Source organism: Pseudomonas sp. IT-93MI4, assembly GCF_949767635.1.
Classification (GTDB): Bacteria; Pseudomonadota; Gammaproteobacteria; order Pseudomonadales; family Pseudomonadaceae; genus Aquipseudomonas; species Aquipseudomonas putida_A.
The window spans coordinates 125,507-147,430 of the sequence record NZ_CATKPP010000003.1 but is presented as its reverse complement, the minus strand read 5'-3'; the positions used below and the strand labels follow the sequence as shown (position 1 = coordinate 147,430).

Here is a 21,924-nt window from a genome sequence, read left to right as displayed (position 1 = left end):
CATGGCAGAAGCAGTCGCCGATAACGTTCCGGCCAAGGCCACCCCGATAGACGGCAAACCGCCGCTGTTCGGCCTGTCCTTCCTGGAAAACCTCTCCGAGATGACCATGCTGCGTCAGGTGGGCCTGTTGGTCGGCCTGGCTGCGAGCGTGGCGATTGGCTTTGCCGTGGTGCTGTGGTCGCAGCAGCCGGATTACCGTCCGTTGTACGGCAGCCTTGCCGGCATGGACGCCAAGCAGGTCATGGACACCCTGGCCTCCGCCGACATCCCTTACACCGTCGAGCCGAACTCCGGCGCCTTGCTGGTCAAGGCTGACGACCTGTCCCGTGCGCGGATGAAACTCGCGGCCGCTGGTGTCACTCCCAGCGACGGCAACATCGGTTTCGAAATCCTCGACAAGGAACAGGGTCTGGGCACCAGCCAGTTCATGGAAGCGACGCGTTACCGTCGCGGTCTCGAAGGCGAACTGGCGCGCACCATCTCCAGCCTGAACAACGTCAAGGGCGCCCGCGTGCACCTGGCGATTCCGAAGAGTTCGGTGTTCGTGCGTGATGAGCGCAAGCCAAGCGCTTCGGTACTGGTCGAGCTGTACTCCGGGCGTTCGCTGGAGCCGGGTCAGGTGGTCGCGATCATCAACCTGGTGGCGACCTCCGTGCCTGAGCTGAGCAAATCGCAGATCACCGTCGTCGATCAGAAGGGCAACCTGCTCTCCGATCAGGCGGAGAACTCCGAAATGACCATGGCTGGCAAGCAGTTCGATTACAGCCGCCGCATGGAAAGCATGCTGACTCAGCGCGTGCACAACATTCTGCAGCCGGTACTGGGCAACGATCGCTACAAGGCTGAAGTGTCGGCCGACATCGATTTCAGTGCCGTCGAATCAACTGCCGAGCAGTTCAACCCGGACCAGCCGGCATTGCGCAGCGAGCAGTCGGTCAACGAACAACGCACCGCCAGCAATGGCCCGCAAGGTGTGCCGGGTGCCCTGAGCAACCAGCCGCCAGCGCCGGCCTCGGCCCCGCAAACCACCGGTGGTGCGCAAGGCTCTACCGGCATGATTCAGCCAGGTCAGCCACTGGTCGATGCCAACGGTCAGCAGATCATGGACCCGGCCACCGGCCAGCCAATGCTCGCGCCGTACCCGGCGGACAAGCGTCAACAATCCACCAAGAACTTCGAGCTCGACCGTTCCATCAGCCACACCAAACAGCAGCAGGGTCGCCTGAATCGTCTGTCGGTGTCGGTGGTGGTCGACGATCAGGTCAAGGTCAATGCGGCCAACGGTGAAACCACCCGCGCGCCGTGGAGCGCCGATGAACTGGCGCGCTTCACCCGTCTGGTGCAGGACGCGGTCGGCTTCGATGCCAGCCGTGGTGACAGCGTCAGCGTGATCAACATGCCGTTCTCCGCCGAACGCGGTGAAGTGGTTGCCGATATTCCGTTCTACTCCCAGCCATGGTTCTGGGACATCGTCAAACAAGTGCTGGGTGTGTTGTTCATCCTGGTGCTGGTGTTTGGTGTGCTGCGTCCGGTGTTGAACAACATCACCGGCGGCGGCAAAGGCAAGGAGCTGGCCGGTCTGGGCAGCGACGTGGAACTCGGTGGCATGGGCGGCCTGGACGGCGACCTGGCCAACGACCGCGTGAGCCTCGGTGGTCCGCAGAGCATTCTGTTGCCGAGCCCGAGTGAGGGTTACGACGCACAACTGAATGCAATCAAGAGCTTGGTGGCCGAGGATCCGGGTCGCGTGGCTCAGGTCGTGAAAGAGTGGATTAACGCAGATGAGTGATAACCGAGCCGCAACCGTCAAACTGAACAAGGTCGACAAAGCCGCGATTCTGCTGCTGTCCCTGGGTTCGACCGATGCCGCGCAAGTGCTGCGCCACATGGGCCCGAAAGAGGTTCAGCGGGTCGGTGTGGCCATGGCCCAGATGGGCAACGTCCATCGCGAGCAGGTCGAGCAGGTCATGAGCGAGTTCGTCGACATCGTCGGCGACCAGACCAGCCTCGGCGTCGGCTCCGACGACTACGTGCGCAAAATGCTTACCCAGGCGCTGGGTGAAGACAAGGCCAACGGCCTGATCGACCGCATCCTGCTCGGTGGCAACACCAGCGGCCTCGACAGCCTGAAATGGATGGAGCCGCGCGCTGTTGCCGACGTGATCCGTTACGAACACCCGCAGATCCAGGCGATCGTGGTGGCGTACCTCGATCCGGATCAGGCCGGTGAAGTACTGGGCAACTTTGACCACAAGGTGCGTCTGGACATCATCCTGCGCGTCTCGTCGTTGAATACCGTGCAACCGGCGGCGCTGAAAGAGCTGAACCAGATTCTCGAGAAGCAGTTCTCCGGCAACTCGAATGCCTCGCGCACCACCCTGGGTGGCATCAAGCGTGCGGCGGACATCATGAACTTCCTCGACAGCTCGATCGAAGGCCAGCTCATGGACTCGATCCGCGAAGTCGACGAAGACCTGTCCGGTCAGATCGAAGACCTCATGTTCGTGTTCAACAACCTGGCCGACGTCGACGACCGTGGCATCCAGGCGTTGTTGCGCGAAGTGTCCTCCGACGTGCTGGTGCTGGCCCTCAAGGGTTCGGACGAAGGCGTCAAGGAGAAGATCTTCAAGAACATGTCCAAACGTGCGGCCGAACTGTTGCGCGACGACCTCGAGGCCAAAGGCCCAGTGCGCGTCAGCGACGTGGAAACCGCGCAGAAAGAAATCCTCACCATTGCCCGTCGCATGGCCGAAGCCGGCGAAATCGTGCTCGGTGGCAAGGGCGGCGAGGAAATGATCTAAGCCCATGGACAAGCATGACGAGTCAGTAACGGATCTGATCCGCGCCCGCGATGTCCGTGGTTTCGAATCCTGGGCACTGCCCAGCTTCGATCCGCCGAAACCGGAACCCGAGCCGGAACCGGAGCCCGAACCGCCGGAAATGGAAGAAGTGCCGCTGGAAGAAGTCCAGCCACTGACCCTGGAAGAACTCGAAAGCATCCGTCAGGAGGCTTACAACGAGGGCTTTGGCATCGGCGAGAAGGAAGGTTTTCACAGCGCCACGCTCAAGGTGCGGCAGGAAGCCGAAGTGGCGCTGGCGGCAAAACTGGCCAGCCTCGAGCAACTGATGACCCACCTGTTCGAGCCGATTGCCGAGCAAGACACCCAGATCGAAAAGTCGCTGGTCGACCTCGTGCAACACATCACCAGACAGGTGATCAAGCGCGAACTGGCCATCGATTCCAGCCAGATCGAACACGTCATGCGTGATGCGCTCAAGCTGCTGCCGTTGGGCGTGGACAACGTGCGTCTGTACGTCAATCCGCAGGACTTCGAACAAGCCAAGGCCTTGCGCGAGCGTCATGAGGAATCCTGGCGCATCGTCGAAGACGACTCGCTGCTGCCGGGCGGTTGCCGGGTTGAAACCGAGCACAGCCGCATCGACGCCAGCATCGAGACCCGCGTGACCCAAGTCATGGCCAAACTGTTTGACCAGTTGCACGAACAGGCTCTGCACCCGGCCGCGCCGGACCTGAGTCTGGACATTCCTGAAGAAAGCCAACTGGCGGCTGCGCCTGAAGAGCCGCTCGCGGACACCCCCGATGCGCCTTGAACGCACCAGTTTCGCCAAGCGCCTCAGCACCTATGCCGACGCCACTGAAATCGCCGGCGCGCCGATTCTCGAAGGCCGCCTGCTGCGCATGGTCGGCCTCACCCTCGAAGCCGAAGGCCTGCGCGCCGCCATGGGCACGCGCTGCCTGGTCATCAATGACGACAGCTATCACCCGTCCCAGGTGGAAGCGGAAGTCATGGGTTTTTCCGGCAGCAAAGTCTTTCTGATGCCGGTCGGCAGCGTCGCCGGCATTGCCCCGGGCGCCCGTGTGGTGCCGCTGGCCGAAACCGGGCGCCTGCCGATGGGCATGAGCATGCTCGGTCGCGTACTCGACGGCGCCGGACGTGCACTGGACGGCAAGGGCGGGATGAAGGCTGAAGACTGGGTGCCGATGGACGGCCCGACAATCAACCCGCTCAACCGCGACCCGATTCACGAACCGCTGGACGTCGGCATCCGTTGCATCAACGGTCTGCTGACGGTCGGGCGTGGTCAGCGTCTGGGTCTGTTCGCCGGTACCGGTGTCGGTAAATCGGTGCTGCTGGGCATGATGACCCGCTTCACCGAGGCCGACATTATCGTCGTCGGTCTGATCGGTGAGCGGGGTCGAGAAGTTAAGGAGTTCATCGAGCACATCCTCGGTGAAGAAGGCCTCAAGCGTTCGGTGGTCGTCGCCTCGCCGGCGGACGATGCGCCGCTGATGCGTCTGCGCGCGGCGATGTATTGCACGCGCATCGCCGAGTATTTCCGCGACAAGGGCAAAAACGTTCTGTTGCTGATGGATTCGCTGACCCGTTTCGCCCAGGCCCAGCGGGAAATCGCCCTGGCCATCGGTGAGCCGCCAGCGACCAAGGGCTATCCGCCCTCGGTGTTCGCCAAACTGCCGAAACTGGTGGAGCGTGCCGGTAATGCGGAGAAGGGCGGCGGTTCGATCACCGCGTTCTACACCGTATTGTCCGAAGGCGATGACCAGCAGGACCCGATTGCCGACTCGGCGCGGGGCGTGCTCGACGGCCACATCGTGTTGTCCCGGCGTCTGGCCGAGGAAGGGCACTACCCGGCCATCGACATCGAAGCGTCGATCAGCCGGGTGATGCCGGCCGTGGTCTCGGCGGAGCACATGCAGCGCGCGCAGTATTTCAAGCAGCTGTGGTCGCGCTATCAGCAGAGCCGCGATCTGATCAGCGTCGGCGCTTACGTCGCCGGTGGCGACCGCGAGACCGATCTGGCGATCTCGCTGCAACCGCAACTGACTCGCTACCAGCGACAGGGCCTCAACGACAAGATCAACATGGGCGAGAGCCAGGCTTACCTCGAAACCCTGTTCGCGCCTGCGGCGGGTGGGTAACCGGCCATGGCCGTGAGCCGAGCTGCGCGTCTGGCACCGGTGGTGGAAATGGCCGAACAGGCCGAGAAAACCGCCGTGCAACGCCTGGGTTACTTTCAGGGTCAGGTCAAAGTCGCTGAAAGCAAACTCGCCGACCTCGACGCCTTTCGTCTGGATTATCAGGAACAGTGGATCGTGCGCGGCAGCGACGGAGTTTCCGGGCAATGGCTGCTGGGTTATCACGGCTTCCTCGCGCAACTGGACACCGCGATCGACCAGCAGCGCCAGAGCCTGGTCTGGCACCAGAACAACTTGATCAAGGCGCGCGACGCCTGGCAGCAGGCATTCGCCAAAGTCGAAGGCCTGCGCAAACTGGTACAGCGCTACCGCGAAGAGGCGCAACGCCTCGAAGACAAGCGTGAGCAGAAGCTGCTGGACGAGTTGTCGCAGCGCTTGCCGCGGCACGATCCGTATTAACGTGCCGCAGCAGTAGTGCTAGAGGATGGTCTGGGTCATTTGTCCAATATATTGAACTTGAACATTTCGGATAAGCCAAGATACTTGCCGTCACGTATTACGGTGAAGAACGCATATATCTGTTTGCCCACAACATCCCAATCAACGTGAGTATTGATATGTCTGCGGAATTCAAACCTATCATCTGTGGGTGTATGTATATATATGGAGGGATAGCCGATGTCGGCTATAAAGTAAATGGTGATTAAGTCGCCTTTTTTACCAGGGTAGCGCGCCACAACGGCGGATTTCTCATCTTCGTATTCTGCGTATGTGACGATGGTTGGTGACGCGGTCTTATACAGGGACGGTTTTTCGAAAATTGCATTAGGCGATTTCATGATGCAGTCCTTTGACCTTAGCGCAGCGAAATTGCTGCCGCTTGATTAAGGGCTATGCTTCTTTCCTCGGTCTACTGTCAGATCTGACAGTGGCGACAAGCGGCAGTCGCGGAGTGGCTGCCGGGCATCGGTTCTCCTGCGCAAACGGGTGCAGCGCTACGGCGAAGAGGCGCAACGCCTCGAAGACAAGCGCGAGCAGAAGCTGCTGGATGAGTTGTCGCAGCGCTTGCCGCGGCACGATCCGTATTAACGTGCCGCGGCAGTGGTGCTGGAGGATGGTCTGAGTCATTTGTCCAATATTGTGAAGCTGAAGCCTTTGGAACGACCCAGGAGCTTGGAGTCACGGATCACTTCGAAAAACACACATATTTGTTTGCCCATGAACTCCCAATCCAAGGCGTAATCGAAGGTTTTAGCGTAATCCGGCCGATCACTAAGGTTTATTTGCTCCTTTGTACTGGTATAGGTGTCGTCGGCAACCAGGTAAAACGAAAGTTTGTCGCCTGTTTTACCTGGGTAGGTCGCCTTCACGCCGGAATCACCCCCTAGGAGTTCATCATGAGTAATGATGGTTGGTGACAGGGTTCTAATCAGGGACGGTTTTTCGAAAATTGCACTAGGCGAGTCCATGATGCAGTCCTTTTGACCTGAGCGCAGCGAAATTGCTGCCGCTTGATTAAGGGCTATTCATATTTTCTCGGTCTACTGTCAGATCTGACAGTGGCGACGAGCGGCAGTGGCGGATTGGCTGCAGCGCACTGTTTCTCCTGCGCAAACGGGTGCAGCGCTACCGCGAAGAAGCGCAACGCCTCGAAGACAAGCGTGAGCAGGAGCTGCTGGATCAGTTGTCGCAGCGCCCCCCGCGACACAACCCTTTTCAAATTGCCCAAAAACTCCCTGTGGGAGCGGGCTTGCTCGCGAAGGCGGTGTGTCAGAGACAGCAATGTTGACTGACACACCGCCTTCGCGAGCAAGCCCGCTCCCACATTTGCTTGTGCGCTGAGCCTTGCCCCAACCCTGTCCAGGTGCTAAACCTTGTACACGTTCGTCAATGACAAGGAAGCCAGTCAATGTCAGTCGTTACAGAAGTCTCTCCGGATGGTCAAAAACTGACGATTTCGGTCAAGGGGCGGTTCGATTTTGGGCGCCATCAGGAGTTTCGCGAGTCCTATGAGCGACTTGACCAGAAACCCGACTCCATCGTGGTTGATCTGAAAGATGCCACCTACCTCGACAGCTCCGCGCTGGGCATGTTGCTCCTGCTGCGCGATCATGCCGGCGGCGACGACTCGGACGTGCGCGTGATCAACAGCAACTCCGACGTGCGCAAGATTCTCGCCATCTCCAATTTCGACAAACTCTTCGACATCAGTTGACGGCCATGCAGGCGCAAGAGCCGCTGACGATCCTGATCGCCGAAGACAGCGCCGCCGACCGGCTGCTGTTGTCGACCATCGTCCGCCGTCAGGGCCATGAAGTGCTGACCGCCGCCAATGGCGCCGAAGCGCTCGAGGTATTCAAGCGTCAGCCACCGCATCTGGTGCTGATGGACGCAATGATGCCGGTGATGGACGGCTTCGAAGCGGCGCGGCAGATCAAGGCGCTGGCGGGGGAAACCCTGGTGCCGATCATCTTTCTGACTTCGCTGACCGAAAGTGAAGCGCTTGCCCGTTGTCTGGAGGCAGGTGGCGACGACTTTCTGGCGAAGCCCTACAACCAGGTGATCCTCGCCGCCAAAATCAAGGCGATGGATCGCTTGCGCCGCTTGCAGGCCACGGTGTTGCAGCAGCGCGACCTGATCGCCAGACATCACGATTACCTGATCAACGAACAGCGCGTGGCCAAAGCCGTTTTCGACAAGGTCGCGCATTCCGGTTGCCTGAGCGCGCCGAACATCCGCTACCTGCAATCACCGTATGCGTTGTTCAACGGCGACCTGCTGCTGGCGGCCTACACCCCGGCCGGCGACATGCATGTGCTGCTCGGTGATTTCACCGGTCACGGATTGCCGGCGGCGGTGGGGGCGATGCCGCTGGCCGAAGTGTTCTACGGCATGACTGCCAAGGGCTACGGCCTGGCCGAAACCCTGCGCGAGATGAACGCCAAGCTCAAGCGCATCCTGCCGGTGGACATGTTCTGCTGCGCGACCATGCTTTGTCTGAGTTTTCAGCGGCGTTCGGTAGAGGTGTGGAACGGCGGCATGCCTGACGGTTATCTGCACCGGATCGCCACCGGCGAACGTGTGCCGCTGGCGGCGCGCCATTTGCCGCTGGGGGTGCTCAGTCCGCAAGCGTTTGATGATCGCACCGAAGTACAGACCATGGCCGTGGGTGACCGGGTGTTCCTGCTGTCGGACGGTGTGATCGACACCACTGACGCCGACGACCGCTTGTTCGGTGTCGAGCGTTTGCAGCAGCTGTTTGCCGCCAATCGTGAGCCGGACAACCTGTTCGCCGAGATCGAGCAGGCCTTGCACGCCTTTCGCGGCGAGCCCCGCGACGATGTGAGCATGGTCGAGATCAGCTTGCTGGAGGCGGCGCAGGTGATGCCGTCGGCGCCGGTGTATTCCGACAGCGGTCAATCCTGTCCGCTGGACTGGTCGGTAAGTTTCGAGTTTCGCGGGGCGACGCTCAAACGCTTCAATCCTTTGCCGTATCTGCTGCAGTTGTTGCAGGAAGTGCACGGTTTGCGCACCCAGGGCGGGGCGATCTACAGCGTGCTCGCCGAGCTGTACTCCAACGCGCTGGAGCACGGTGTTCTTGGCCTGGATTCCAGCCTGAAGCGTGATGCCAGTGGCTTCGCTCGTTACTATGAACAGCGCAACGAGCGGCTCGAAGCCCTGCAGGACGGTTACGTGCGCGTGCATCTGCAGGTCAAGCCGCAAGGTGCCGGGGGGTGTCTGGTGATCCGCGTCGAGGACAGCGGCAAGGGTTTTGACGTGGCGCGGGTGATGGAGCGGCCGCTGGATGGTGTCCGTCTGTCGGGGCGCGGGGTCAGCCTGATCCGGCAGTTGGGGCATAACGCCAGTTGGTCGGACGAAGGTCGCAGTGCTTGCGTGGAGTTTTTCTGGGAGGGTTGAGGCATAATTCGCCGATTCTTGATCAAGGAGTGAACAAGTGACTGACACACATATTGATCGCGAGGCGCTGAGCGTACTGCGCGAAGTCATGGAGGAGGGTTATCCGGAGCTTCTGGATACCTTTCTGGCCGATTCCGAAAGTCGCTTGGCTGAGCTGCAGAACACGGCAGATGCCAAGGCTTTGTCTGAAGTTGCCCACAGCTTCAAGGGCAGCGCCAGCAACATGGGGGCTGTCCGGTTGGCGGCGCTCTGCCAGGAGCTGGAATCGGAAGCCAAAAATAAAAGCCCCTCGGATATTGCCAGGCTGGTGGCTGACATCAGTCGCGAGTTCGCCGATGTTCGCCCGATCTACGAAGACGAACGCCAGCACGCCCTGACCCATTGAACCCTGCCGTCCGGCGCTTTTCGCAAGCGCCGGACAAATCTGGCCCGACACTTGCAATAATCCCCGTCAACTGTACCTACGATCCCAGTGCAGCGGAGACCGTGTCATGCCTGCGACCCCCAATGTTCTTCTTCAATCTGCCGCCCAGGCCAAGGCGCAAGCCGCCGCCGCGAAAACGCCGGTCATGGCCGCAGACACCGGGGACAAGGCCTCAAGCTTCGCTCAGGTGTTCGCCGATCAAGGCCCGAAAAAGACTCTTGCGAACTCTGACAGTTCGTTGAAACCGGCGCGCGACAAGGTGGCCGACAACAGCGACAAGAAAGATTTCGCCAAGGATAAGTCTGCCGCCACACAACAGACCGTTGCCGATAGCGGCAATGCCTTGCCTGCCGACAAGACCGCGTCGACCACCTCCGATGATCAGGCCGCCGCTGACAAGGCCGCCGCCGATGCGGCCGCCGACAGCGCGCAGACGCCAGTGGCCGACACCACCCCGGTGGATCCGGCGCTGGATCCGGCACTTGCGCAAACCGTGCAGCCGCTGGTGACCGCGCCGGTGGTGGCAGCGCCAGTCGCTGCAACACCGGAACCGGGCAAAACCGAAACGCCGGTCGTGGCCGCCACTTTGGCGCCAGCCGTGGTCAAAGATCCGGCGGCATCAACCGATAGCGCGTTCGACCCGGCGGCCGATCCACTCGACTCGTTGCCGGCGCTGCGTATGGCGATGGAGCAGGGCGGGCACATTTCCGCCAGCAGCCAGGCCCAACCCAAAGCTACACCGGCCCAGGCTCAGGCCGACGGTGAATTGACTGCGGCGCAGAACTTCGCTGCCGGCATGGCGAGCATGCTCGACGTGCAGGCCGACAAGGACAGCACCAGTCAGAATGGTGAAAAGGCCTTCAGCGGCCTGATCGACGATGGCCTGAAAGATCTGAAGGCTGCTACCAGCGACACCCGTGTCGATGATTTCGCCAACCGTCTGGCGGCGCTGACTCAGGCGGCCACTCCGAAAACCGCGAACGCGGTGCCGGTGAATCAACCGATCGCCATGCATCAGAGCGGCTGGACCGAAGAAATCGTCAACCGCGTCATGTACCTGTCCAGCGCCAACCTGAAGGCGGCGGATATTCAATTGCAGCCGGCGGAACTGGGGCGTCTGGATATTCGGGTCAACATGGTTCCGGACCAGCAGACCCAGGTGACCTTCATGAGCGCGCACCCAAGCGTGCGCGAAGCGCTCGACGGTCAGATGCATCGCTTGCGTGACATGTTCACCCAGCAGGGCATGGGCCAGGTCGACGTCAATGTCTCCGACCAGAGCCGTGGCTGGCAGGGTCAGCAGGGTCAGGAACAGGCGCAGCAGGGCCAGAGTGGTCGCACCAGCGCTGCGGGTGGTCGACTGGATTCGGCGGAAGAGGAGCTGACGCCGGCAGCGGTGGCGGAAGCTGCTGCGCAAACCACCAGCGTGATCGGCAGCAGCGCCGTCGACTACTACGCCTGATTCAAAGTATCCACAAAAACCTGTGGGAGCTGGCTTGCCAGCGATGGCGGCGGCACATTCAAAACTAATGTGTCAGACAAATCGCTATCGCTGGCAAGCCAGCTCCCACAGGGCTTGCATCGATTCATGCTCCCACTCCTCCAAAGCTCCGACACTTCTGGCATAACACTTGCTCTTGCCTTGCCGTGCGACTGTGAAAACCCGATTAGTGACGGATTATTGGCATGGCGAAGAGCGAAGCAGCAGCTGTAAAAGACCCCGCGACCAAAGGCAAACTCAAGATGATCATCCTGATCGTGGTGGCTCTGCTGCTGGCGATCGGTGTGTCCGTGGGCGCGACCTGGTACTTCATGCACAGCGCTCAGAGCAAGCCTGCCGCAGCGGCCGAGGCTGCGCCGGTCGGCAAGCAACCGGCGATCTTCGAGCCGATGGCGCCGGCGTTTGTCGCCAACTACAACCAGAACGGCCGTCAGCGCTACATGCAGGTGAGCATCACCATGCTGGCGCGTAACCAGGCCGATCTGGAAGCGCTCAAAGTGCACATGCCGGTGATCCGCAACAACTTGGTGATGCTCTTCTCCGGTCAGGATTTCGCCACGCTGGCGACCCCGGTCGGCCAGGAGATGTTGCGCCAGAAGGCTACCGCCAGCGTCCAGGAAGTGGCGCAGAAAGAGCTGGGCAAAGTGGTGATCGAACAGTTGCTTTTCACTAATTTCGTACTGCAGTAGGAACACGACATGGCCGTGCAGGATCTGCTGTCCCAGGATGAAATCGACGCGCTGTTGCATGGCGTCGACGATGGTCTGGTACAGACCGATAACGCTGCCGAACCCGGCAGTGTCAAAAGCTACGACCTGACCAGCCAGGATCGCATCGTCCGTGGACGCATGCCGACTCTGGAGATGATCAACGAGCGTTTTGCCCGTTACACCCGCATCAGCATGTTCAACATGCTGCGCCGCTCGGCGGACGTTGCCGTCGGTGGCGTCCAGGTGATGAAGTTCGGCGAATACGTGCACTCGCTGTACGTGCCGACCAGCCTCAACCTGGTCAAGATCAAACCGCTGCGCGGCACCGCGCTGTTCATCCTTGACGCCAAACTGGTGTTCAAACTGGTGGACAACTTCTTCGGCGGCGACGGCCGTCACGCCAAGATCGAGGGGCGTGAATTCACCCCGACCGAATTGCGTGTGGTGCGCATGGTGCTGGAGCAGGCGTTCGTCGATCTGAAGGAAGCCTGGCAGGCGATCATGGAAGTCAATTTCGAGTACATCAACTCGGAAGTGAACCCGGCCATGGCGAACATCGTCGGCCCGAGCGAAGCGATCGTGGTCTCCACCTTCCACATCGAACTCGATGGCGGTGGCGGCGACCTGCACGTGACCATGCCGTACTCGATGATCGAGCCGGTGCGTGAAATGCTCGATGCCGGTTTCCAGTCGGACCTCGACGATCAGGACGAGCGCTGGGTCAACGCCCTGCGTCAGGACGTGCTCGATGTCGATGTACCGATCGGCGCCACTGTGGCTCGCCGCCAGTTGAAGCTGCGCGACATCCTGCACATGCAGCCGGGGGATGTGATCCCGGTCGAGATGCCGGAAGACATGATCATGCGCGCCAACGGCGTACCGGCCTTCAAGGTCAAGATGGGCTCGCACAAAGGCAACCTCGCGTTGCAGGTGATCGAGCCGATCGAGCGTCGCTGAAGCGGCGCTTTTCCCCCACGCACTTAACTGAATTGTTGCCCGCCGAGGACAAATGATGAACGACGAAATGAACGCCCAGGACGATCAGGCACTGGCCGACGAATGGGCTGCGGCCCTGGAAGAGACCGGTGATGGCAGCCAGGCCGACATCGACGCGCTGCTGGCCGCCGACGCTGGCGCTGCAAGCTCCAACCGTCTGCCGATGGAAGAGTTCGGCAGCGTGCCGAAGAACAACGATCCGGTGACCCTGGACGGTCCGAACCTGGACGTGATCCTCGACATCCCGGTGTCGATCTCGATGGAAGTGGGCAGCACCGACATCAACATCCGTAACCTGCTGCAACTGAACCAGGGTTCGGTGATCGAGCTCGATCGTCTGGCCGGCGAGCCGCTGGACGTACTGGTCAACGGCACGCTGATCGCGCACGGTGAAGTGGTGGTGGTCAACGAGAAGTTCGGCATCCGCCTGACCGACGTGATCAGCCCAAGCGAACGCATCAAGAAGCTGCGCTGAGTGAAACGGTTTCTCTGGGCTTTGCTGGCACTGCCATTGAGCGTGCTGGCCGCCGAGCCGTCGACGGCGACGACCGTGCCTGCTGCCACCGCGCCGATGGTCAGCAGCGGCGTGGCCGGGCAACTGACGCAACTGGTGTTCGGTCTGTTGCTGGTGCTGGGCTTGATCTTCTTCCTCGCCTGGCTGCTGCGCCGGGTGCAGCAGGCAGGGCCGGCGGGCAAGGGCCAGGTGATCGAGCTGATCGGCTCCCGTGCGCTCGGTCCGCGTGACCGCTTGATGCTGGTGCAGGTCGGCAACGAGCAGATTCTGCTCGGCCTCAGCCCCGGCACCATCACCGCGCTGCATGTGCTCAAGGAGCCAGTGCAAGTGCCGAGCAGCAGCGAAAAAGCGACCCCGGAATTTGCCCAGCATCTGCTGAAGATTCTCGGCAAGGATCAGAAGGATAAGAAGTAATGGGTGCGCTACGCATCGTCTTTTTACTGGCCCTGATGCTGGCCGCGCCGCTGGCATTCGCCGCCGACCCGTTGTCGATTCCGGCGATCACGCTGGGCACCAACGCCGATGGCGCGCAGGAATATTCGGTCAGCCTGCAGATCCTGCTGATCATGACGGCGCTGAGCTTCATTCCGGCGGCCGTGATTCTGATGACCAGTTTCACCCGGATCATCATCGTCTTCTCCATCCTGCGTCAGGCCCTCGGTCTGCAGCAGACGCCGTCGAACCAGATCCTCACCGGCATGGCCCTGTTCCTCACCATGTTCATCATGGCCCCGGTGTTCGATCGGGTGAACAACGATGCGCTGCAGCCGTATCTGGCGGAAAAACTCACCGCGCAGCAGGCGGTGGAAAAGGCTCAGGTACCGATCAAGGATTTCATGCTCGCCCAGACCCGCACCAGCGATCTGGAGCTGTTCATGCGTCTGTCCAAGCGCACCGACATCGCCACCCCGGATCAGGCGCCACTGACCATTCTGGTGCCGGCGTTCGTCACCTCTGAGCTTAAAACCGCCTTCCAGATCGGCTTCATGATCTTCATTCCGTTCCTGATCATCGACCTGGTCGTGGCCAGTGTGCTGATGGCGATGGGTATGATGATGCTCTCGCCGCTGATCATTTCGCTGCCGTTCAAGATCATGCTGTTCGTGCTGGTGGATGGCTGGGCGCTGATCATCGGCACCCTGGCCAGCAGTTTCGGAGGTGTCTCGCCATGACGCCGGAAGTTGCGGTCGATATCTTTCGTGAAGCGCTGTGGCTGACCACCTTGATGGTCGCGATTCTGGTGGTGCCGAGCCTGTTGGTCGGTTTGCTGGTGGCGATGTTTCAGGCGGCGACGCAGATCAACGAACAGACCCTGAGCTTCCTGCCGCGTCTGCTGGTGATGCTGGTGACCCTGATCGTCGCCGGCCCGTGGATCGTGCAGACGTTCATGGAATACATCATTCAGTTGTACAAAAACATTCCGATGGTCATCGGCTAAGCCATGCAATCGCTGCTTCAGTTGACCGACACCCAGATCAGTACCTGGGTGGCGTCGTTCATGTTGCCACTGTTTCGCGTCGCCTCGATGCTGATGGTCATGCCGGTGTTCGGCACCACGCTGGTGTCGCGGCGGATACGCCTGTATTTCGCCGTGGCCATTACCGTGTGCATTGCGCCGAGCCTGCCGCCGATGCCAGCGGTCAGCCCGCTGGATCTCAGTGGCCTGCTGCTGATTGCCGAGCAGATTCTGGTCGGTGCGGTGCTGGGGTTTTCCCTGCAACTGTTTTTTCAGGCGTTTGCCGTGGCCGGGCAGATTGTCGCGATCCAGATGGGTATGGGCTTCGCCTCGATGGTTGACCCGGCCAACGGCGTCTCGGTGGCGGTGATCGGGCAGTTTTTCACCATGCTGGTGACCTTGCTGTTCCTGTCGATGAACGGCCACCTGGTGGTCTTCGAAGTGCTCACCGAAAGCTTCACCACGCTGCCGGTCGGCGGCGGCTTGATGACCGCGCAATACTGGGAGCTGGCCGGCAAGCTTGGCTGGGTTCTCGGGGCGGCGTTGTTGCTGGTGCTGCCGGCGGTCACCGCGCTGCTGGTGGTCAACATCGCCTTCGGCGTGATGACCCGCGCCGCGCCGCAACTGAACATTTTCTCCATCGGTTTCCCGCTGACTCTGGTGCTGGGCCTGTTCATCGTCTGGGTCGGTCTGGCGGACATCCTCAATCAGTATCAACCGCTGGCCTCCGAGGCCTTGCAGTTGTTACGCGAACTGGCACGGGCGCGCTGAGCCATGGCAGAGAGCGAAAGCGGTCAGGACAAAACAGAAGACCCCACGGACAAACGAAAAAAGGACTCCCGTGAGAAGGGTGAGATTGCCCGTTCCAAAGAGCTCAACACCCTCGCCGTGATGATGGCCGGTGCCGGTGCGCTGCTGGTGTTCGGCGGCATGCTGGCCGAAGACCTGATGGAGCTGATGCGCCTGAACTTCACTCTCTCGCGCGAGGTGATCATGGATCAGGGGGCCATGGGCAGGTTCCTGTTGCAGTCGGGCCAGATGGCACTGTTGGCGATCCAGCCGATCATGATCACCCTGTTGCTTGCGGCGCTGATCGGGCCGATCTCCCTCGGTGGCTGGCTGTTTGCCGCCGGTTCCATGGCGCCCAAATTCAGCCGGATGAACCCGGCGGCAGGCCTGAAGCGGATGTTCTCGTTCAAGGCTGTGGTCGAGCTGCTCAAGGCGCTGGCCAAGTTTCTGATCACCCTGGGGGTGGCGTTGGTGGTGTTGTCGGCGGACGTCGATGATTTCTTGCGGATCGCCCACGAGCCGCTGGAAATGGCGATCATTCACAGTGTCACGCTGGTCGGCTGGAGTACGTTGTGGCTGGCCTGCGGCCTGATCATCATCGCCGCCGTCGACGTGCCGGTGCAGCTCTGGGAAGCCCACAAGAAACTGCTGATGACCAAGCAGGAAGTGCGCGACGAGCACAAGGATCAGGAAGGCCGGCCGGAGGTCAAGCAGCGTATCCGCCAGACCCAGCGCGAGATGTCGCAGCGGCGGATGATGGCGGCGATTCCCGACGCCGACGTGGTCATCACCAACCCGACTCACTACGCCGTCGCGCTCAAGTACGACTCGGAGAAGGGCGGCGCGCCAGTGCTGCTGGCCAAGGGCAGCGACTTCCTCGCGCTGAAGATCCGCGAAATCGCCGTCGCCAACAACGTCATGCTCCTCGAATCGCCGGGGCTGGCGCGCTCGATCTACTACTCCACCGAACTCGAGCAGGAAATCCCCGGCGGCCTGTACCTGGCGGTCGCCCAAGTATTGGCCTACGTCTACCAGATCCGCCAGTACCGCGCCGGCAAGGGCAAACGCCCGGATCCACTGAAAGACGATCTGCCGATCCCGCCGGATCTGCGGCGCGATTCCTGACTTGACAGTGACGCAATAAAAACCGCCATCCCGATTGAACGGGGCGGCGGTTTTTTTATGCCTGAAGACATGTGTCGGCTGTGAGGCCGCCTTCGCGAGCAAGCCCGCTCCCACAGGTTCGGCGTGCAGGCACAGGTTTGTGATCGACCCCAATCCCTGTGGGAGCGGGCTTGCTCGCGAAGACGTCAGCAGCCACAACGCTTCATTCAAGGCTTGTCACCAATTCCTGCTACTGCGGCAACCCCAGATTATCCAGCGCCCGATTCACCGCCAACTCGCCGAGCATGATCAGTTGCGCGATGCCCAACAGCGTCCTGCGCTGCGACGCCGGTATCAGATGGGCGAAGTCATTGGCGATGGTTCTGGCTGAAGCGAGTGTTTCGCAAGCATCGGCCAGCAGTTCTTCGTTTTTGAAGTCTGCGGTCACGGCGTACATCGAGCGGGTTTCAAGCGCCCCAATTGAGGCGCTTACAGAAATCAGTTGAACATAAAGTTATCGAAAATTACTTGCTCTTCGCCTCCGTTATAAAATTCAATGTAATTGATGTTCGCCGCTGAAAAAATTAACTGTGAAGTGCCTGCGCCGCTTATTAGTGGTCTTTCGTCTATATATCCATCTGGGCCGTAGAATAGGATTTTGCCTTGGGTGGCTTGAACGTCAGCGTAGTGGAAGCTTAATCTTTGCACGGGGGCTTTGAGCTCTATCCTGAATTTGGTTACAGCGCTCTCGTTAATTAACACGTTTCCTTCTATCGCCCCTGAAGCGCTATCCCTATTAAATGTGACGATTTTCAGTGATCCTGTTGAGCTTTGATTAATGATGCTTATCGCACCAGTATCCAAAGTTTCCAATGGCCCTATAAGTTGAGGCGGGACATTATCAAAGTTTTCATCTCTCTGGGTGCCTCTAAGGTTATAGATTCGAGGTGGGCAGGCTGTCGCGGTCAACTCACTGGCTATTCCGTCAAGATTTACTTTCACGCTGATCGTCAGCTCAGTTCCGTCCTTCAGTTCTTTTAACCACTCAATCGGAGCCGCCAGGGACAATCCATCCGGCGAATCATTGGGCTCTCCCGACCTGACGTCGTTGGTTATCGGCTCGCCGTTCTTGTCAAAGCCTCTACAGGTTGCCCAGATCGGTTGTCCTGGTTCGAACAACGGCCATCTTTCCGCGAGAATCCGTGCGTCTGTTGTGAGGTCTTGAACGCTCAACTCTTTACTGGTGTTGCCGTCGATATCAGGTGTAGGAAGGCGCGGGTCTTCATCGATAATTTTCAGCAGTCTCACCTTGATCGCGTCTGATTGGCCAGCGTGGCCACCATTGCGATACAAGTTCCCGCGCAGCTCGATCACCGTTCCATGTCGCGCCGCCAGGAATGCGGGGCTCAACAGTGTGTTCACTCGCTTGTTGCTGTTGAATTCCACCAAAGGAAACGGCGGCCAACCTGCCGGTGGATTGTCTTCCTCCAGGCATGCCTGGTCGCCGCTCAATGCTTCAAGGAATTCGATACGCACCGTCACCCCGTCCGGGTAGGCCAGGATATCAATCGGATCGGTGGCCGGTGCTACAAGGAACGGTGGCGGTAGCTCCCCCAGCGCCGTCCCGATGCGCAACGTCAACTCATGAGAATGCCCCAGCGTCTCGCCCGCCCGCTGAATGCTGTAATCGGCGACCACAGTACCGTTCAGGTTGGTGGTCACGTATTTTTTATCCACGGTAATGCGCACAGGCCTGCCGGCGGTGGCGGGGATGAGGTCGACATGGTCGCTGACGCTGCCGCCGCTGGCAGAGCCGCGCCAACGGTAGTTCACACGATCCTTGTCGCGGGTGCCGAGGTACGGCATCACCAGCGTGGCACCGGTGGGTGGCACGTTGTCCGGATCGAGCACGTCGTTGGCATCTGCGCCCTCGACTTCCGGCCGGTCGAACGTCGGCAGTGCCACGCCGACCTGCATCATGAACGGCAGCGACTCGCGAACGCTCAACAGCCCGGTTTCGCTGTTGGTGACGACGTAATAGACCTTGACGTTCAGGCCGTTGAAACGCTGGATTTCGGCATTGCTCACGCTGCGCAGGACGGGCTGATTGTCCTCTACGTTGCCGACCGGGCGGGGATCTTCGTAATAAACGGTGTCGTTACCGGGCGCCTGGGCCGACCAGATCAGGTTGATCAGGTCGCTGCTGTTGCGACCGGGATACCAAGGGATCTGCACGGTTGCCCAGCGCGTTTCGGGTGGCAACGTTCCGCCCGGTGCCTCGTCGACGGTAGGGGCAACTAACTGGCTGATGTCGCCAATCACGGTGACGCTGGCATTTTTTGAGCGGCGGTCGCTTTCATCGCTGCGACGGCGCACATAGCCGACCGAGGCTGCGCCTTTGGCAATGGCTTTGACGGCGGCGTTGGGGATGGGGAAATCGAGTTGTAAGGGCACGTACGACACCTCTTTCTCCAGCGGCCCGACGATGATCTGCGAGCCTTGCGCCGGGGTGCCGATCCAGGTCAGGAGCACCTTGTCGCCCACCGCAAAATCGTCCTTGGTGATGTACACGCGGGCGATCACATCGTCATCCCCGAGCTGGTCGAGGTCGATGCTGGTGGTTGGAATGCCGTTGACCAGCACCTGCGGTTCGTCCAGCCGATTGCCCCCCAGGTCCACCAGCAATTCACGCGTCGCTGACCACGGCGCACGTTCGTCCGGGTAATTACCGCAGCGGTCAATGACCTGATAAGCCACCGCGACACGATCACCGTCCCCGGCGGCGTCGATAACGGCGCGGCTGAAGACAACCTCGATCGGGTTTCTGATCGGGTCCTGGGCCTGTTCCGGCGTAACGACATGCACCACTTGCTGGCTGCCCCAGCGGGCGAGAATGCGGTCGTATCGGGTGAGGTTGCGGTAGGGCACGATGTGCATCGTCACCCCGCTGGGCGGCAGGTTTTCATCGACCTCTTTATGGGAGAGGGAGAACTTGAGATCGGAGTGGCCGTCATCGCCGGGAATGTCATCGTACCCCCCGGGACGCGTGAGTTTGACCAGCAGGGTCATGACCGGTTTCGAGTCCTCCGGGGCGCCCTGGTTCTTGCGCGTGATCCGGTAGAACACTGGCGTGGCATCCCCCTCAAGTACCTGGCCCTTGGCAATGGTGAAAACCAGGTCCTGGTTGAGCTCGGCATCGTGCTCTAGGGTCTTGCTCCAGACCGCGGCGCTGTCATTGCCCCAGAACACCTCGGCCAGATCGCCAATGGACATGGTCAGCCAGGCGGGGATGATGCCTTGCAGATCGCCTTCCACGGCTCTGATGGGTATGCCGCCGTCATAGTGTTCGGCAGGGCTGAGGTTGACCAGTGCCGGAAAATACGGAGGTCTGAGGGCTCGAGGGGGTTGCTGGCTGGACATTTGGCGAACTCCGGTCGGGGGGCTGGGTGACGGAGTTATTGAGCGCGCGTTGGAGGAATTAGGCACCTGTCAGATCTGACAGGTGCTGGCGGGTTTCCGACAAGTGGTCATGTGGGCTGAAGAAAAGAGCCGACAAACCGCAGCCCGGTTAAATGAGGTGGCGGTTTTTTTATGCCTGAAGACATGTGTCGGCTGTGAGGCCGCTTTCGCGAGCAAGCCCGCTCCCACAGGGATTGGGGTCGATCACAAACCTGTGCCTACACGCCGAACCTGTGGGAGCGGGCTTGCTCGCGAAGACGTCAGCAGCCACAACGCCTCACTCAGGGCTTGTCACAGATCCCTGCTACTGCGGCAACTGCAGATTATCCAGCGCCCGATTCACCGCCAGCTCGCCGAGCATGATCAGTTGCGCGATGCCCAGCAGCGTCCTGCGCTGCGACGCCGGTATCAGATGGGCGAAGTCATTGGCGATGGTTCTGGCCGAGGCGAGTGTTTCGCAGGCATCGGCCAGCAGTTCTTCGTTTTTGAAGTCTGCGGTCACGGCGTACATCGAACGGGTTTTACGTTGAATGGGCGTGGCGCCGGGCGAGCAGAGGTAGTGGTCGAGGGCGCGGTCGGCGGCTTCGTGGAGCTTTTTTGAATCGAGGGATTCGTAGGGGGAGGTGGCGTCGGTTTCGGGTGGGTTGGGTGTTGGTTTGATCATGCTGAGGCTCCTAGAGTCGACGGAGCTGCCACATTTCGCTGCGATACGAAAGGGAGGTGGCAGCTATACGCGGGTCGCAGACCGGGACTCTAGAACCGGCAGACCCAAAGGTCTCCCACGTACAGCCGCCATAAAACGAGGACGGAAGTTGTGCGTCTAGAAATCAGCGGGCTGCGAGACCCGATCGCTGATTCGTCAGCGACCGACCCACAATAGAACCCGCCCCCAAGGCGCACAAGCCGGCGGATTCTGGCGTAGCTGTAGGCAATGGCGCAAGGATGTGTAGCCCGCAAGGCGTGTCTGGAGGTGTCTATCAAACGCCAGCGTTTAAAAGTGCTGCTCATGACTCTGTGGTGTCGCGGATGGCCTCTTCGCGAGCAAGCCGCTCCCACAGGGGATCTGTGTGATACCGCCAATCTGTGTTCATTGCGGCGCGATTCCTGATAAATCAAAAGACCGCGGCCTTCCGTTTATCTGAAAAAGACCTCTACCTGTTAGTTCTGACAGTGGACACAATGGGCATTCAGCTATTCCATGTTCCTTGGCAGGTTTCACGGGCAAGTCGCCTTCTGACCTGTCTTTAACATTCGCCAAGGAGAAGGTCATGCCAGATAACTACAGAAAGCTTGAAGGAATGAGGTTTGAGTTCGTTTCCGGGTCGGTGGTGAAAGAGTCTGATCATATCGCTTGCACGTTCTCTTTTATGGCGATGTTGGACTTCACGCATTTCGTGCACATGAGCGATGCGTATGTGCCGGGCTATCTCGATTCGTATATCAATGCGATCACGCCAAGGTTGGACGGGGTAGCCCACCATGGTCTCTACAACAGATTCAATAGTGCCGCTGGCAACATTGGCACCGTTAAAGAGTTGGTCAGCGTTTTCTCTTCGCCCAACAACTACTACGATATATGGAGCAGCATTGGCGGTGGCCTACTGATGCGTTATCACAAACCACAATTTCACATGGTCGGTGATCAGTTACAGGTCACGGGAGGACAGGACTTTCGATGGGAGATCGAGCCGCGGATCAAGAGGAAGATCGAGCCGCAGGATGTGCCGGACATTTACTTTGTCTGGGCACTGAGTGTGTTGAAGGCAGATCCCGACAATCCTTTTCATGAGCCTGAGAAAATCGTGACTTTGGGCGATTCTGAGGAGGCGCTTGTCGACGTGGGAGGGAAGCAGATCCGTAAGGGTACGCGCTACCTGGTGGGCCGCAATTTGCGTCTTGGTGAGATTAATCCAGAGCAAATTTTGACTGCCGGGTATCCGTGAGTACGCGGGTTTTCTGATTTTTTTCACCTGGGCTAAGGGTGATAGCCGTCTGCGTCTGTTTTGCGGTCGGCTCCATGGCGCCCAGCTTCTGGCAAGACAATTCCCCTGAAGCAAACCTCAATTTCAATCCCCGGCAAAAGTTGGAAGGCTTCT

General features: G+C 60.0%; 22 protein-coding genes and 3 pseudogenes. 20 read left to right on the top strand and 5 right to left on the bottom strand.

Annotation, left to right across the window (positions count from 1 at the left end; genetic code table 11):
• Position 1 precedes the first annotated feature (1 nt).
• From fliF to fliJ, 5 genes are read left to right on the top strand one after another with little or no spacing between them, the layout of a single operon-like run.
• On the top strand, positions 2-1,789 hold the full coding sequence (fliF, locus tag ACM6I7_RS02845; RefSeq protein WP_027614236.1) for a flagellar basal-body MS-ring/collar protein FliF: 1,788 nt from the start codon (positions 2-4) through the stop codon (positions 1,787-1,789).
• Positions 1,782-2,801 carry a flagellar motor switch protein FliG gene (gene fliG / locus ACM6I7_RS02840; RefSeq protein ID WP_007920042.1) on the top strand — a complete coding sequence of 340 codons (1,020 nt, stop codon included), beginning with the start codon at positions 1,782-1,784 and terminating at the stop codon, positions 2,799-2,801. The genes fliF and fliG overlap by 8 nt, the downstream gene beginning before the upstream one ends.
• 4 nt (positions 2,802-2,805) lie before the next feature.
• On the top strand, positions 2,806-3,612 hold the full coding sequence (gene fliH, locus ACM6I7_RS02835; RefSeq protein ID WP_333988214.1) for a flagellar assembly protein FliH: 807 nt from the start codon (positions 2,806-2,808) through the stop codon (positions 3,610-3,612).
• A complete protein-coding gene (gene fliI / locus ACM6I7_RS02830; protein WP_007966241.1) occupies positions 3,602-4,960 on the top strand; it encodes a flagellar protein export ATPase FliI in 1,359 nt (452 codons plus the stop codon). Before fliH ends, fliI begins: the two co-directional genes overlap by 11 nt.
• A 6-nt stretch (positions 4,961-4,966) precedes the next feature.
• Entirely contained in the window at positions 4,967-5,416 is a 450-nt protein-coding gene (fliJ, locus tag ACM6I7_RS02825; protein ID WP_095139370.1) for a flagellar export protein FliJ, read from the top strand.
• A gap of 35 nt (positions 5,417-5,451) precedes the next feature.
• Here the strand turns inward: fliJ and ACM6I7_RS02820 are convergent, their stop codons facing one another.
• Positions 5,452-5,796, bottom strand: coding sequence for a hypothetical protein (locus tag ACM6I7_RS02820; protein ID WP_115990423.1), 345 nt, complete (start codon positions 5,794-5,796; stop codon positions 5,452-5,454).
• 136 nt (positions 5,797-5,932) lie between these two features.
• Here ACM6I7_RS02820 and ACM6I7_RS02815 point away from each other — a divergent pair.
• Positions 5,933-6,046: pseudogene (locus tag ACM6I7_RS02815) on the top strand (flagella biosynthesis chaperone FliJ); the annotation flags it as partial.
• A gap of 35 nt (positions 6,047-6,081) precedes the next feature.
• Here ACM6I7_RS02815 and ACM6I7_RS02810 read toward each other — a convergent pair.
• On the bottom strand, positions 6,082-6,426 hold the full coding sequence (locus ACM6I7_RS02810) for a hypothetical protein (RefSeq protein WP_336841264.1): 345 nt from the start codon (positions 6,424-6,426) through the stop codon (positions 6,082-6,084).
• 134 nt (positions 6,427-6,560) lie between these two features.
• On the opposite strand from ACM6I7_RS02810, the pseudogene ACM6I7_RS02805 reads away from it, so the two are divergent.
• From ACM6I7_RS02805 to flhB, 13 genes and pseudogenes are all read left to right on the top strand, one after another.
• A pseudogene (locus ACM6I7_RS02805) lies at positions 6,561-6,674 on the top strand (flagella biosynthesis chaperone FliJ); the annotation flags it as partial.
• 192 nt (positions 6,675-6,866) lie between these two features.
• Entirely contained in the window at positions 6,867-7,172 is a 306-nt protein-coding gene (locus ACM6I7_RS02800; protein WP_166495475.1) for an STAS domain-containing protein, read from the top strand.
• A 5-nt stretch (positions 7,173-7,177) separates the two neighbouring features.
• On the top strand, positions 7,178-8,875 hold the full coding sequence (locus ACM6I7_RS02795; RefSeq protein WP_414887915.1) for an ATP-binding SpoIIE family protein phosphatase: 1,698 nt from the start codon (positions 7,178-7,180) through the stop codon (positions 8,873-8,875).
• A gap of 37 nt (positions 8,876-8,912) precedes the next feature.
• Entirely contained in the window at positions 8,913-9,260 is a 348-nt protein-coding gene (locus tag ACM6I7_RS02790) for an Hpt domain-containing protein (RefSeq protein ID WP_414887914.1), read from the top strand.
• A gap of 106 nt (positions 9,261-9,366) precedes the next feature.
• Complete coding sequence (locus ACM6I7_RS02785; protein WP_150367854.1) at positions 9,367-10,761, top strand: flagellar hook-length control protein FliK; 1,395 nt, start codon at positions 9,367-9,369, stop codon at positions 10,759-10,761.
• 224 nt (positions 10,762-10,985) lie between these two features.
• Positions 10,986-11,489, top strand: a complete 504-nt coding sequence (gene fliL / locus ACM6I7_RS02780; protein WP_047599975.1) for a flagellar basal body-associated protein FliL — start codon at positions 10,986-10,988, stop codon at positions 11,487-11,489.
• Between the two features lie 9 nt (positions 11,490-11,498).
• The gene (fliM, locus tag ACM6I7_RS02775; RefSeq protein WP_003222890.1) at positions 11,499-12,467 is read left to right on the top strand and encodes a flagellar motor switch protein FliM; all 969 of its coding nucleotides are present in this window, start codon (positions 11,499-11,501) and stop codon (positions 12,465-12,467) included.
• Between the two features lie 55 nt (positions 12,468-12,522).
• Positions 12,523-12,981: a flagellar motor switch protein FliN gene (fliN, locus tag ACM6I7_RS02770; RefSeq protein ID WP_003222891.1), complete on the top strand. Its 459-nt coding sequence runs from the start codon at positions 12,523-12,525 to the stop codon at positions 12,979-12,981.
• The gene (gene fliO / locus ACM6I7_RS02765; RefSeq protein WP_041072979.1) at positions 12,982-13,434 is read left to right on the top strand and encodes a flagellar biosynthetic protein FliO; all 453 of its coding nucleotides are present in this window, start codon (positions 12,982-12,984) and stop codon (positions 13,432-13,434) included.
• Positions 13,434-14,192 carry a flagellar type III secretion system pore protein FliP gene (gene fliP / locus ACM6I7_RS02760; RefSeq protein WP_115990419.1) on the top strand — a complete coding sequence of 253 codons (759 nt, stop codon included), beginning with the start codon at positions 13,434-13,436 and terminating at the stop codon, positions 14,190-14,192. The genes fliO and fliP overlap by 1 nt, the downstream gene beginning before the upstream one ends.
• Positions 14,189-14,458, top strand: coding sequence for a flagellar biosynthesis protein FliQ (fliQ, locus tag ACM6I7_RS02755; RefSeq protein WP_007920026.1), 270 nt, complete (start codon positions 14,189-14,191; stop codon positions 14,456-14,458). Before fliP ends, fliQ begins: the two co-directional genes overlap by 4 nt.
• A 3-nt stretch (positions 14,459-14,461) precedes the next feature.
• Entirely contained in the window at positions 14,462-15,247 is a 786-nt protein-coding gene (gene fliR, locus ACM6I7_RS02750) for a flagellar biosynthetic protein FliR (RefSeq protein WP_047599973.1), read from the top strand.
• 3 nt (positions 15,248-15,250) lie between these two features.
• The gene (flhB, locus tag ACM6I7_RS02745) at positions 15,251-16,390 is read left to right on the top strand and encodes a flagellar biosynthesis protein FlhB (protein WP_027613915.1); all 1,140 of its coding nucleotides are present in this window, start codon (positions 15,251-15,253) and stop codon (positions 16,388-16,390) included.
• Positions 16,391-16,619: 229 nt separating this feature from the next.
• On the opposite strand, the pseudogene ACM6I7_RS02740 reads toward flhB, so the two are convergent.
• From ACM6I7_RS02740 to ACM6I7_RS02730, 3 genes and pseudogenes are all read right to left on the bottom strand, one after another.
• Positions 16,620-16,838: pseudogene (locus ACM6I7_RS02740) on the bottom strand (DUF6124 family protein); the annotation flags it as partial.
• A gap of 29 nt (positions 16,839-16,867) precedes the next feature.
• A complete protein-coding gene (locus ACM6I7_RS02735) occupies positions 16,868-19,789 on the bottom strand; it encodes a hypothetical protein (protein ID WP_414887913.1) in 2,922 nt (973 codons plus the stop codon).
• Positions 19,790-20,132: 343 nt separating this feature from the next.
• Positions 20,133-20,492 carry a DUF6124 family protein gene (locus ACM6I7_RS02730; protein ID WP_097090135.1) on the bottom strand — a complete coding sequence of 120 codons (360 nt, stop codon included), beginning with the start codon at positions 20,490-20,492 and terminating at the stop codon, positions 20,133-20,135.
• A gap of 604 nt (positions 20,493-21,096) precedes the next feature.
• On the opposite strand from ACM6I7_RS02730, the gene ACM6I7_RS02725 reads away from it, so the two are divergent.
• Positions 21,097-21,771, top strand: coding sequence for a hypothetical protein (locus tag ACM6I7_RS02725; protein WP_027613917.1), 675 nt, complete (start codon positions 21,097-21,099; stop codon positions 21,769-21,771).
• Positions 21,772-21,924 lie beyond the last annotated feature (153 nt).